Consider the following 13,126-nt stretch of genomic DNA (forward strand, 5'->3'; position numbering starts at 1 on the left):
TCTTCCTGAGGCTACCGTTATAGCCTGTACTATGCTCCTTACTTTTGTCGGTGCCAATTCTACTCCTAGCATACCTGCAGTGCTTATTATTCCGGGTCCGACACTTCCCGTGAACTCATGGAGTCCGTAAATTACTAGTAGTAATCCTGCGGGAAGAAATGCCTCCTTCGGCAGTAGCAAAGCGAAAGCTACTGAGAATATTCCTTCTCCCAATGAGCCCAAAGCTTGTAATGGTTTTCTTCCTACTTTGTCAATTAATGAAATTCCGGTGAATTTACCAGGAAAGCCGAAAACTGCTGATACTATGAGGGAGAATATTGCTGGGTTGTAAATTCCTATTGACCTTGCTATTAAAGTTGGCCCGAATAGTCCGTTAGCATAACCCGTTACGTTGTAAAGGAACCATAATATCGCAGCTACTGCAAATATTTTTCCCGAGGTTTTGAAGTATATGAGTAAGGGATTTTTGTCCTTTAAATCTTCATTTACGTTTACTGTTTTTCCTGCTATTTGCTTTACTACAGTTTCAAATTGTTTTACGTCTCCCTTTATTCTTAGTAGGTACCTAGTTGTTTCTGGTATTTTTCTTCTTAAATAAATTACTGATGCTGCCGGAATTGCTCCTAATCCTAATATTATTCTCCAGTGCATCGACGGTGTAACAAAAGGTGATATTCCTAAGTAAAGTAATGATGCAGTTATTGCACCTAATGACCACATTAGGCCGAAACCCAAGGCAATTAATTTTCCTCTGTCTTTTGCGTTAGAGTGTTCTGCCATTATTAACGGAGACAACACGTAGTCTGCCCCCGTGCCTATTCCAACCAAGAATCTCACTATTGCTAATTCTGTGGGTGAAGTAACGAATGCTTGCAGTAGTGCACCTATCGTCATTAGGGCAACGTCTACTCCGTAAAAGGTTTTTCTTCCTTTGTTAGCTAATATTCCGAAGATGATTGCTCCAAGTGCTGCTCCTATGAATACTGTTCCGCTCAATACTCCCAGCCAGAAAGTGTATGATGGATTTGATTTTGTTATTCCGAATGTTGACATCACGTCTAGAATTACTAAGCTTATTGAAGATAATAGATAGCCATCTGTAAATACTCCCATACCCGTAGTTAGTAAGCTATTTACGTGGAACATGTCGAATTTTTTGTCGTCCAAGGGTTTGAACGCATCTATTAATTTCATTTGTGAAATAACGAGGAAAAAACAGAATTTAAGTATAACTAATATAGATAAAATAGATAAAGTGTAAAATATATAGAATATATAGCTAATAAAATATCCTAATATTATTATAATAATTTAGATGCTTCTTTATATACTGGATCTAGGAACTCGTAATCTTTTATTATGCTCATTTTTTCCAAGTTTTGTATTATATTATCTAATACGCTTGTGGAGATTGTTGAACCTTCTTCTTTTTCAATGCAGGAGAGTAGTTTAGACCAAGAGTTTTCTCCTTTTGCAATACATTTTAATGCATTCCTATATCTTTTCCCCGTTATGTAAGATACCTTTTTTGTTTTTTCTTCGATTAGGTTTTCTAGTTCTCCTTTTGCAACTTTTACTGCAGTTTTCTTTACTTCTTCAATTTTTCCCTTTGTTGCGTATTCGTTACCTGCAAATGTTAGCCAGCCCGGTATTCCGTCGAAATAATTTACTATTTCTTCTACAATTTTATCCTCAACCTTTGTGGAAATCTCTTGGAATCCTCTCTGCAGGAATTCTCTGCTCCTTTCCTTGTTAAATCTGTCCAGAGTTATTTCTAGGTAATATCTTCCGTAGACCGGGGAGTTTTCGTTTTCCACATCTATTAATTCGTGCAATAAACCTACTTCTGAACCGGTAAGAATGAAAGTTAAGTTTCTGTCATAGTCGTAAGCGTGAGCTATGGCATCTTTTATTTCTTTACTTAATGGCCCTCTTAGTCTCTGTGCTTCGTCTATTGCTATGATTAATCTTTTTTTATTTAGCTCGTCGAAGAGGCTTGATAATGATATGTAGTTTTTCCCTCCCCATTTTATTTCAACGTAATTTCCTGCTATACTTATCCCTTTGACTTTCTCTAGGACGTCTTTCAAATAGGAAATTTTTGAGGATAATGCTTCAGAGAATAGTGAGTATAGTTCTTTTCTACCGTAGTTTTCTTTTAGTTTCCTGCAGTCGATGAGTATGTAATTTTCTTTAGCTTCGTTCAGTGAAACTAGGAGTACTGAGGTTTTGCCTATCCTTCTAACCCCTGAGATGAGTAGTAGGGGTCTCTTTATATTGTTTATTATTTCCTCAACTTCTCTTTCTCTGTCAAATAGGTCTTCTCTCCTGTCTTTTGGTCTTTCATCAAATAACAACTTCTGCCCCAGAATTTAACTTCTGCCCCAGAAGTAATAAATTTAAGAGAATTTGCACTTCATTATGCTCTCTAGTGTTTTTAAATTCTGGGATAATATGTTATTAGTGTGAGTTTAACAAAGTAAGTGCTAGAAGAGTTTGATAAGGATGAGAATGCGTATAAGGAATTTGTTAGAAGGATAGCTGTTGGTATTGCTCAGGATGACGAGATTAAAATTCTAGTTCTAAATAGCGTAATTAAGGATGTAGCTACGAAGAATCATCTTTCTATCCCTTTTGGATGCTTCTGTTTGTTTTATTTACCCCTTTACTCTCAACTAATGCTAAAGCCTGCTTATAAGCCGTTTCAGCGTAAAAAGCGTAAGGGATGATATTATACAACTCCTTAATAGCATCGTTTAGGGAAACTCCTTTTAAAGCTAGGTTAACCCCTGCCTTTACAGCCTTTGAGTAATAATAAGCAATTCTTGAGATTCTTTCAACGTCTTTAAACTCAACCCTACCATTTATAGTCACGAATTGGAAGTTATCAATTGCTTCCTTAGAACCAATTAATTTACTCCTCATCATCTGGTAGGATAACAATTACAACCACCTCCTTTTCCAGCAAACCCTTAATCTTCTCATGAATGCTTTTAGGAACGTATATTGCGTATTTTGGATCTCCGTACTTATCATGACCCATTGAGGAGATCTTTGAGTGAAATGTAACTTGAACCATACGTTATTAGTTACGGAAAGATTTATAAATATTTCCGTTAACATTGAATCAGAGGGTGCCACTATAAAGTCTATGAGCAGTCGCGAGGTGGAGGAAGGCACCCTATGAAACTCCCCATGTCCTCGAAGGGAGTGGTTTAACTACCGCTCCCGTAGACGGCATGGGGAGGGAGAAGAAGTGATGAGGCTAGTGATCAATAGTCACGAAAAGTGACTATTAATCATGATGAAAGCCGAACTCTTTTTCGGTTTCAGGTCTTTAGGTGGGTCTCTGTTCAGCACGAGTTTGTAGAAATTCCTCCACGCTTTGATGCAATTATTCGATTCTTTTCTTCCTTGCTTAACGCACGAGATATATTTCTTTATTGTCTCTTCACTGATATTCTTACTACATAAAGCAATTTCGAATTTGAGTAAATCACTTGCGGAAATTTCAGGGTTGTTAGAAGACGTCAGATTAGAGTCAATTATTCTAACTCCTTTCAATTCATTATTAGAATCATCGTAAAGAATTACGCCGCGGCCGGGATTTGAACCCGGGTCAGGGGCTCGACAGGCCCCCATCCTAGACCGCTAGACTACCGCGGCATGCTTCATTTCTTATCCATATTTTGTTCGTATTTAAAATTTACTTGGTAAAGGTCGAACTATCATAAGGCTTCACGTTCTTAACCGGTAAGCGAAAGGTGTCCCGTAAGTAATAAGAGGTTACGACGAAGATTCGTTTGAAACTTGACCTCCAGTAACTTCTACTCTAGTAATGAGTAACGTGCTCTAATACGTAAATTTTATAAACGTAAACTTTTAATCCAGTCTCAGCCGCAATTCACGTTGAATAAATTACTCTTAATGTACTTAATACCTTACGTTATAATAGGTACATTTCTTTATTCCTTCACTAAGGAAGGGTTGGAATATTCTTCTCCCCCCGTGTTCATGGAAATGAGGTACCTAATGTCTGGGATTATACTGTTCTCTATAACACGCAAACTGTTGATCAATAAGGACATACTTCTACTCAGCTTATTCACGACCACTAGCACAGCCTTGTGGAGTTACGGGTTGCTATACGTCCCCCCTTCGGAGTCTGCAGTACTCAGCTATACAATGCCTTTGTTTGCTATTCCTATATCCTATTTCATTTTGAACGAAAGACCTTCAATTAATGAGGTAACCGGAATTATTATAGGCTTTTTTGGGCTCATAGTATATGCCAGTTCTCTGGACGTTTCATTGATAGGTGCAGTCCTGACGATTACTAACGCTATATTTTGGGCGATGTTTACGGTTTATTACAGAAAGTTGAGGGGCTTGAACCCGTTAATGGTTAACGCATCCCAATTTCTCTTGGGTTCTTTATTCTTTCTAATCATAATACCTTTCGACTATAAGTTCGACCCTTCGCCGTCGTTTTTAGTCTCGTTCTCTTACAGTACTTTTTTAGGTGGACTGTTAATGTTCTTGCTGTGGAATATGATGCTTAAGGTGGAAAAGGTTAGTAAGATAGTAGTCTTAATATTTTCGATACCTATATTCAGCACGTTAGTTGACTATGTTAGGGGTGTAATTGAGGTCAACTTTCTGGTGATTCTAGGGATAGGGATCATGTTTAGTGGTTTGGTGATCTCGCAAATTGGTAGTAACGAGAGGAAAGGGATTCGTATAGGCGGGAATAGACTGAGGAGATAAGTACTAGAAGTTTTTTAGTCTTGAAAAGGAACATTTATGGAGATGTGCGAATTGGTCTTTACTGATAAATGATGAATGCACGTCAAGGCGAAGCAGTAAATAAATCTCAATGACAAATATAAATGTTGTCTTTAGAGTTCATAAACAGCATATTTAAGACGTGAAATAAAGATACTTTTGCTAACCCGTGAGGTGGGGTATGGCGTCACCCCGTGGGTGAATGCCCCAAACCGCCTCCTTTAATGGAGGCTGATGACGCCTACTTCTCTAAAAGGTGAGAAGTATGGCGTCAGATGTGGCATTAGTAATAGAAACTATAATCCAGGTATTTACAGTAATTTTAATTTCTCCTTTATATCAAGGAATTTATGAAAAATTTAAGGCTTTTGTAGAAGGAAGACTAGGTCCTAGTTTCCTTCAACCTTATTATGACATATTTAAACTTATAAAAAAAGAGGTAGTAGTAACTGAGAATTCTTCATTTCTATTCATTTACTCACCTTATGTAATTTTTGGGATCTATTTACTGATTTCATTTGTAATTCCCGTAGTATATCCAAGTCCAATTTATCTTACTCCTACTGTGGATTTCTTAGGAGGTGCTTTATTATTTTCCTTGGCCTCTTTCCTAAAACTAATAGGCTCCGTTGAAAGCGGAAGTAATTTTGTTGCATTAGGAGTAAGTCGTGTTCTATCTTTTACCTTTCTATCAGAAGCTACACTTATAACGGTATTTTTTGGAGTAGCTTTGATAACGGGTACAAATAACCCATACATTACATTAAAATACGTCTCACAAGATATATCACATTATCTTCAATTGGATCACCTCTTTATAACAATATCATTTTTTATGTTGTGGTTATTTGAAACTGGGAAATTACCCGTAGAAAGTTCGGGATTAAGTGAATTGGGCATGATAGATGACGCTTTACTTTATGAATATAGTGGTAAGCTTTTAGGTATATTAAAGTGGAGTTCATATATTAAACAGTATCTATTAGGTTCCGTACTTCTTAATGTATTCCTTTTTCCCTGGCTATTGCAAACTGGTCCTTTAGGAGCTTTACTTGATATCTTTATAATGTTCTTAAAGTGGATTTTTCTAATTTCAATATCAGTAATAATAAATACTACATTAGCTAAATTGAGGCTCTTCAAAGTGCAGGACTTCTTGGCAGTGTCTTTTCTTCTTTCCATTCTTTCTATAATTATAGTAATTTTAACAGGGTGATGAAGTGTGATTAACACGCAGTTGTTAGAGTTAATATCTACATCAATTATAATATCTGCATTATACATTCAAGGTCAGGCGTATTTTAAGCCTATTATTTACGTTCAGGCAATACAGTCTGCGTTAATATCTATCCTAACGTTTTATTTAGGTTTCGCGTTAAAACTAATTGACTATATAATTCTAGGTATTACAATAATCATTCTGAGATCATTCCTCATTACGTTTTTCTTGATCAGAGGTTTGAAAGCTAAACCTGGAATTAGAGAAAACACTCGGGGAGTAGCGTCGGAATTAGTTGTAAACCTAGCGTTCTTCTTCCTTGCAGTGTTTATAATTTATTACTTTGTTTTAGGAAATATAGGCATAGCAACTGAAGCGGGAACAAACACGTTAATAATCTTTTCTTTCATACTGTTTTTCCAAGGTCTTTTCTTGATCGCTTCAAGAAGAAGTACGATAGCGCAAATTATCGGATTCATTGAAGAAGAGAACTCGATCGTACTGTTTGGTATTTTAATTATACCTATACCGTTTTTAATAGAGGTAAGCATTTTCTTGGACGTCTTAGGTCTAGTCATAATAACCTCTTTGTTAACCTTAGAAAAGTTAGAGCATATTAAATTAGAAGAGTTGAGAGGGTGAGGAAAATGTTCCTAGAGCTCCTCTTATTGTCAAGCCCAATTATTGCGAACATTGGTTTCTTTAATACTAGGTTACTTAAGACACTCTCTCTGGCATCCTCGTCCTTAGATCTCATAATATCGCTGATGCTCTACTTTAAAATCCCCGTTGAAAGCACCTTTTTCATAGATAAGGTAACAATATATTTCTTGTTCATTGTGTGCTCAATATATTTGTTATCTGTGTTGTATTCACTCAAATATATAGAAGTCAAGGAGAGTAGAGGTATCGTAAGCGAAAAATTGTATTATATCCTATTGAATTTCTTTGTAGCTTCAATGATATTTTCCACGATAATAAACAATTACGGTCTTATGTGGGTAGGAGTTGAGCTTACTACTGTTACCTCGGTACTTTTGATAACTACTGAGTATTCAGATATATCGTTAGAAGCAGCATGGAGATATATAATTATAGTATCTGCTGGGGTTACTATAGCATTATTCTCAGTAATATTGATTTATTATGAATATCACACACTAACAGTCACTTCAATTCTTAGCTCACAACCTAAAGACAATTTGATAATAAAGCTAGCAGTAGCATTTGCCCTAATCGGGTTCGGCACAAAGGTGGGGGTTTTCCCAATGTATACATGGCTCCCAGACGCACATAGTGAATCACCTTCGCCGATAAGCGCCCTATTTTCGGCTTCACTCTTGCCAGTCGCAATGTATGTGTTATATAGAATTTACCAGATCTATCCTCTTACTAACCTATATGTACTGCTTCCTACTTTGTCAATTATTACAGCGTCTATAATATTGTTCAAACAATGGCATATAAAAAGAATGTTCGCGTATTCTACTATAGAAAATATGAACTTAGCACTGATAGGGTTAGTAACAGGCCAAGTGTTCGGGGCTATAATACTCCTATTAGCACATGCATTTGGTAAAGCGGCTGCTTTTTACTCCTCTGGCGTAATAATTAAAACGTTTAATGAAAAGAAAATAGACGAGATAAACGGATTATATAAAATGAAAATAACTTCTAGCTCACTGCTTTTATCGTCAATGGCTGTTACTGGGGCACCTCCATTTGGGACATTTATAGGAGAGTTTTTAATACTGAAAACCCTATTTCAATCCGGATACATAATAGAATTTTCATTTATTTTAATATTCTTAGCATTAATTTTCGTTTCTATAAATTATAACGTGAGCAGGATGATTTTTTCTAAACCAAAATATAATAGATCACTCAAGGAACCACAATTAATGTCGCTTGTCTCCCTCATTTCATCAATTATTTCATTAGGAATAGGAATAATTTTGATCATATTGGGTGTTATAGGATGAAATATTATAAATGGTCAGATAAGGGAGAGGGAAGAAAAATAGGGAAAATAGGAAATTATTGCCTTTATGATAAAGTCATTACGGAAGAGACTTGTGAAGAGATAAACATAAGCCCAGATGTTAAAAATTATGGAACGTTCAAATTCGTATATGGTCCTTCAGCTGGAGGGTTATTAGAATCGATTAAATTTGATATAACTACAGATGGCGAAAGAATACTAAATATAAACAGCATCCCCTATAAAATTAGGAAAATTAAAGTTGCTGGATTATCGTGGGAAGATGCACTACTTAAAATAGAGAGAATAAACGCTCCATTTAGCGTCTCACACACAATTGCGTTCTTGCTTGCCTTAGAAGACGCAATGAATATAGAGCAGGATTATCAAACCCAATTGAAAAGAATAGCTTTACTTGAGCTAGAGAGAATAAGAAACCATTTATTTGTCATTGCTAGACTAACAGAAACTGCGTCCTTGAATGTTCCCACATTTCACTTACTTTATTTAGTAGAGGAAACTAATAGATTAATAGGAAAGCTATGTGGGCATAGGTATTTCTTTGGAGCTAACTATATTAATAAAGTAAATTGTAATTTTGAAAAATTATTTAAGATATTAGACATAGTTAAGGAGTTTAGATTAATATTTGAAGGACTCCTAGAAAGTAGAATATTTATCGATAGATTGCAACAAAATGGTATATTAAGAGATAGTGATAGCATAGGCCCAGCAGCTAGGGCTGCGGGATTAGGATATGACGCAAGGTTAGAGTTAAATATACTTCCATATAAAGAAATTGGGTTTAAAATAGTTAGAGCAGAAGATGCAGATGCCTTTGGAAGATTTCTAGTTAGAGGTTATGAAATTATAGAGTCTTCAAAAATGTTAATGGAACTAACTGATATTATAAAAGACAATACTAGTACAAAAGAATATAAAGCAATAAACGATGAAGAAGAGGGATTAGCCAGAGTTGAAAGCCCTTCAGGTGATTTAGCATATTACGTAAAAATTAAGGAGGGAAGAGTAACATCTGCCCAGCTTCTATCACCATCCTATGTTAATCTTAAATCTTTTATGAAAAGTGTAAAAGGGACGATTTTTACAGATTTTCAATTTAATTGGGAAAGTTTTGGAATTTGGATAAGTGAAATAGGGGTGAATTTAGAATGAAAAACTGGTGGTTTTTACGGGGAGTAAGAAAAGGGATTCTTACAGAAAAGACTCCTAAGGATATTGCTGAATGGAGCACTAAAATAGAAGGGAAAGGAGTAGCTAATTGCCCAACCAAAGCAATAGAAAATGGAAAATGGATAGCTGAACGGTGCATATTCTGCAGGAGATGTTATCCTAACTATAAACCAAACTTAAATTACGAAATCTCAATTATAAAAGGTACACAAAAACTATTCAAGAAATCATTTTTTATTTATCCCATTGACGCTGGTTCTTGTGGAGGATGTAATATGGAACTAAAATTAATTTCGTCACCGCAATATGATATGACTAGATTTAGAATATTCTTTACTAATACACCGAGACATGCAGACGCTATTATAGCAATGGGCACTCTAACAGAGAAAATGAAAGAAGTAATAAAAGAAGCATATGACGCTATGCCAGAACCAAAGCTAGTAGTGTTATTAGGAACGTGTGCCATATCTGGAGGAATTCTAGGAGAAGCTATACCATTAGAAGCACAAGTCTTAATTCCAGGTTGTCCGCCTAATCCTTACACAATACTAGATGCCTTAATAAAGGTGAAAGGTGGGAAAAAATGAACATAATATATTTAATAGCCCCATTTTTGATACCTCCTGTAATATCAATTTTAAATAGAAAGTTAGGTTATCTATCAATAATGTTGGCTTCCCTATATCTTCTGATATTTTCTTTGTACAAATACCCTTATGAGTTAAATACACTATTTATTACTATATCAACAATAGTTTGGATTTTAACATCTATATTTTCTATAAAATATGACGATTATGGAAATTGGCTATCTCCCTTATATGGTATAACAATTTTAGGAATTGTGATAATATTAGAATCTAGTAACTATATTGAATTTTTATCAGGATGGGAGATAATGACAATTCCAGCTTATATTGCAATTGGCCTTATAAGAAAGGAATTTAGACCAGCATATATATTCATGGCTTTTGGAGAGCTGAGTACAGCTTTGCTGCTTGCTTCTTTTATAATAGCTTCAGCCGATACTAATACTATATCGTTTACTCAGCTAATATCCCCATTACCGTTAATTTTAGCCACATTAGGATTCTTAACAAAAATGGGAATAACACCATTTATGGTATCAGAGTGGTTACCGATAGCTCATGGCACGGCACCCTCCAACCTCTCTTCAGTATTAAGCTCTACCATGACGTTAATGGGAATATATGGTATTCTGAAAATGTCCGATTTAACTCAAAACATACCTATAGCGTTTTCATTACTTGTATCTATCATAGGTGCATTCAGCGTATTCTTTGGGTCATTATACGCTTATGTAAATGAGAACACAAAGGGGATATTAGCATTTAGTACAATAGAAAATAATAGTGCAATGTTAGTTTCAATAGGTCTCTTTATGTTTGCAAAACAACTAGGAATTACTTCTACAGAGAATATAGCATTTTATACTATTATAATATACTCGTTTGCACATTCGATAGCCAAAGGTGGATTATTCATGAGTGCTGGAGTAGAGGAAGCACAAGCCATATCATTCTCTAAAAAAGTAAGAGATAAGTATTATGTTTTAGGATTAGTTCTCTTAACATCCTCAATGTCTGGTCTTTTACCGAATTTAGGAGGAATAGCAGCGTGGTTAACCCTAGAAAACTTATTCATAATTTCATATATATTACATAGTTTAATTTCTGTTATATTTATTGTTATCGGGTCTATAATGGCAATGGGAGACGGTTTTGCCACAGCTTTATTAGTCAGATATATTACATACTTATCACTCTTTAGAGTTGATCGTAAGAAAATAGATAAATTGCTAGTAATACCAGTATTAATTTCTGGAACGTTAATATTAGTTTTTGGCAATATTTTGCCCTATCTACTATATCCCTATAATACGTCATTACCTCAATTAGGAATTCTAGGTAATTTGCTTATTGTAAATGAATACAGTAACAAAATCTTTGGTGCAATATCCCCCTTATACATTACCCTTCTTATAAGTATGTTTTCTTTAGTAACTTATCTAGTTTTTGGAAAGCCTAAAATAAGAAGAGTTAAGATTTGGAATAATGGTGTTAACGATCAAGAGGAATATACTGCATTCGCCATGTCCAATAATATAAGGCTTATGTTAAGGAAGATTCTAAAACCAGAGGAAAGCGGATATCTCCCTAGTTATGGGATTGACATATTCTGGGAATATATTTATAAATTTTCCAGAGAAGCTAGAAACTTTGGAGAAAAATTTGGACGTGCTTTAATAAATAGTTCAATCTCATGGTATATTGTATATATTATAATTGTATTAATAATAATTTCATTAATAATTGCAATATGATATGGGGTAAGACTATTCCATGTTCAAAAGAAGAAGAAATAAAGAAACAAATAGAAGAAACGAAAAAGAAAATAGAAGAACTGAGAAGGAAAATAGAAGAAACGAAAGAAGATTTGAAAAAGATTTACGAACTCCAACAGATAGCCATAACGTGTACGAAGAAGAATGCACAGAATTACTGAAAGAACTGCTGGAATTGTCATCTAAAGAAGCCTCATTAATATTTGAGTTATCTCAATTACTAGAAGAGGCTAAAATAGAGACAATAAGACTGTCTGGACTAATAGCATCATGCAAATTAGAGGATAAAGAATTAGCGAGCGAATTATATAAAGAATTTGAGAAAATGTTTTCTAAATATGTAAAGAAGGGAGAGTAAAAATGACATGTGAGGGTATATACTATTACTATCATTTTATGAAGGATTAAAACAAAATGGTTGTCCAATCTGTAGATTACTTGATAATTTCGGAGTGTGGACAACAATTTCATTCATTTGAAATATTTACATTTATTATCACCCCCTTATCTAACAAGTACGTTGGGGTGTAAAGGATGTTATATATTATGAAGAATGTTGATAACCACCTAGTTATTGTGATTGTCAGTATTCCAAGGGAAGTGGAAGTCCATTAATGCAAGTGTCTTAAGCTTCTGAACCCTTGTTCTGCGTAATCCCTCTCGTTGAACGTTACCTTCTCGTGTTCTACGTTTAACCATGTGAAGGCGTTGTATGCAGTTGCCCCATCGTGCAAGTAAATTACCTTATCAATCCTTCTCCTAAACACCCTCATTGCTATTTCCTCAACCCTACTCATGTTCACAAGAACTACCAAGACATGTACCCCGCTCCTAACACTATTATGAAGAAGGGTATTCCCTTAGTTTTTACATCCCTAACAATCCACACGTAATAATCACCTCACAAACCTCACCTTAGTCTCATCAATAGCGTAAACAATACTCAATGGTACAGCGTACTTAACATAACTCAACCTCCTATGATAGTAAAGCAGAGTGGAATGGGGTAAAACTGCCCTCCAAGAGGATAATCTGGAATAACGGAAAGTGTGAGAAAAGATTCAGTTCGTTAATATTCGTTCCGGGGTTAACGGTTTTACTGCTCGGAATTATAATGCCTCATCTTATTTACCCTTACGAGACCTCTTTGACTTCTCTAGGCATGTTTTGTCTAATAGTAACCCAATATCAAGGGAGAGTTTTCGGAGGTATATCGCCCTTATACGTATTCATGTTAATAGTAGTTTTATCTGGAATAACTTATGTTGTATTTGGAAAACCTAAAGTGAAGAGAGTGAACGTTTGGAATAACGGTGTAAGAGACCAAGAGGACTACACCGCTTTTGCGTTATCTAATAACGTGAGATTAATGCTGAGAAAGATTCTGAAGCACGAGAGCGTTTACGTAAACACAGATTCTACTGATATATTTTGGACACTAATACTGAGGTTAGGAAGAAATCTTAGAAAAGTAGGAAAAGTGTTTGGAAGAAGTTTCGTCAATAGTTCAATACAACGGTATATACTTTACATGGTCCTGACGTTAATAGCATTAATAATTTTATTGTCACTATAACGA

At 35.1% G+C, this 13,126-nt stretch carries 13 protein-coding genes, 1 tRNA gene, 2 pseudogenes and 1 riboswitch; of the genes and pseudogenes, 9 read left to right on the forward strand and 7 right to left on the reverse strand.

From position 1 onward, the window contains the following. The 6 genes and pseudogenes from WIW52_RS00810 to WIW52_RS00835 form a co-directional block, all read right to left on the reverse strand. Nucleotides 1–1,194 (reverse strand): MFS transporter (locus WIW52_RS00810; RefSeq protein WP_337707977.1); only part of this gene is annotated, 1,194 nt, incomplete at its 3' end. Between the two features lie 107 nt (nt 1,195–1,301). Next, nucleotides 1,302–2,357, reverse strand: a complete 1,056-nt coding sequence (locus WIW52_RS00815) for an AAA family ATPase (protein WP_337707979.1) — start codon at nt 2,355–2,357, stop codon at nt 1,302–1,304. A gap of 304 nt (nt 2,358–2,661) precedes the next feature. After that, nucleotides 2,662–2,925 (reverse strand): annotated as a pseudogene (locus WIW52_RS00820) (hypothetical protein); the annotation flags it as partial. Then, on the reverse strand, nt 2,915–3,079 hold the full coding sequence (locus WIW52_RS00825) for a hypothetical protein (protein WP_337707981.1): 165 nt from the start codon (nt 3,077–3,079) through the stop codon (nt 2,915–2,917). The gene WIW52_RS00825 and the pseudogene WIW52_RS00820, both read right to left, overlap by 11 nt. A gap of 200 nt (nt 3,080–3,279) precedes the next feature. Next, nucleotides 3,280–3,564: a hypothetical protein gene (locus WIW52_RS00830; RefSeq protein ID WP_337707983.1), complete on the reverse strand. Its 285-nt coding sequence runs from the start codon at nt 3,562–3,564 to the stop codon at nt 3,280–3,282. 29 nt (nt 3,565–3,593) lie between these two features. Continuing rightward, nucleotides 3,594–3,666: transfer RNA gene (locus tag WIW52_RS00835), tRNA-Asp, on the reverse strand. A 243-nt stretch (nt 3,667–3,909) separates the two neighbouring features. Between WIW52_RS00835 and WIW52_RS00840 the strand changes: the two genes are divergently transcribed. The 8 genes from WIW52_RS00840 to WIW52_RS00875 all read left to right on the forward strand — a co-directional run bounded on the left by WIW52_RS00840 (nt 3,910) and on the right by WIW52_RS00875 (nt 11,905). Then, complete coding sequence (locus tag WIW52_RS00840) at nt 3,910–4,767, forward strand: DMT family transporter (RefSeq protein ID WP_337707985.1); 858 nt, start codon at nt 3,910–3,912, stop codon at nt 4,765–4,767. Nucleotides 4,768–4,953: 186 nt separating this feature from the next. Further along, nucleotides 4,954–5,036: riboswitch (Fluoride riboswitch) on the forward strand. A gap of 14 nt (nt 5,037–5,050) precedes the next feature. Beyond that, a complete protein-coding gene (locus tag WIW52_RS00845) occupies nt 5,051–6,001 on the forward strand; it encodes a respiratory chain complex I subunit 1 family protein (protein ID WP_337707987.1) in 951 nt (316 codons plus the stop codon). Between the two features lie 6 nt (nt 6,002–6,007). Further along, on the forward strand, nt 6,008–6,646 hold the full coding sequence (locus tag WIW52_RS00850) for a hydrogenase (protein WP_337707988.1): 639 nt from the start codon (nt 6,008–6,010) through the stop codon (nt 6,644–6,646). Between the two features lie 5 nt (nt 6,647–6,651). Beyond that, nucleotides 6,652–7,986, forward strand: coding sequence for a proton-conducting transporter transmembrane domain-containing protein (locus WIW52_RS00855; RefSeq protein ID WP_337707990.1), 1,335 nt, complete (start codon nt 6,652–6,654; stop codon nt 7,984–7,986). Then, entirely contained in the window at nt 7,983–9,161 is a 1,179-nt protein-coding gene (locus WIW52_RS00860) for a formate hydrogenlyase (protein WP_337707992.1), read from the forward strand. The genes WIW52_RS00855 and WIW52_RS00860 overlap by 4 nt, the downstream gene beginning before the upstream one ends. Beyond that, the gene (locus tag WIW52_RS00865) at nt 9,158–9,769 is read left to right on the forward strand and encodes an NADH-quinone oxidoreductase subunit B family protein (protein WP_337707993.1); all 612 of its coding nucleotides are present in this window, start codon (nt 9,158–9,160) and stop codon (nt 9,767–9,769) included. The genes WIW52_RS00860 and WIW52_RS00865 overlap by 4 nt, the downstream gene beginning before the upstream one ends. Beyond that, nucleotides 9,766–11,526, forward strand: a complete 1,761-nt coding sequence (locus WIW52_RS00870; RefSeq protein ID WP_337707994.1) for a proton-conducting transporter transmembrane domain-containing protein — start codon at nt 9,766–9,768, stop codon at nt 11,524–11,526. Before WIW52_RS00865 ends, WIW52_RS00870 begins: the two co-directional genes overlap by 4 nt. Nucleotides 11,527–11,545: 19 nt before the next feature. Then, nucleotides 11,546–11,905 (forward strand): hypothetical protein, encoded by a 360-nt coding sequence (locus WIW52_RS00875; protein WP_337707995.1) that lies wholly within the window; start codon nt 11,546–11,548, stop codon nt 11,903–11,905. A gap of 109 nt (nt 11,906–12,014) precedes the next feature. On the opposite strand, the pseudogene WIW52_RS00880 reads toward WIW52_RS00875, so the two are convergent. Further along, nucleotides 12,015–12,584 (reverse strand): annotated as a pseudogene (locus tag WIW52_RS00880) (IS6 family transposase); the annotation flags it as partial. A gap of 125 nt (nt 12,585–12,709) precedes the next feature. On the opposite strand from WIW52_RS00880, the gene WIW52_RS00885 reads away from it, so the two are divergent. Further along, complete coding sequence (locus tag WIW52_RS00885) at nt 12,710–13,123, forward strand: hypothetical protein (protein ID WP_337707996.1); 414 nt, start codon at nt 12,710–12,712, stop codon at nt 13,121–13,123. Nucleotides 13,124–13,126 lie beyond the last annotated feature (3 nt).

The organism is Stygiolobus sp. RP850M, from assembly GCF_037389295.1.
GTDB lineage: Archaea > Thermoproteota > Thermoprotei_A > Sulfolobales > Sulfolobaceae > Stygiolobus.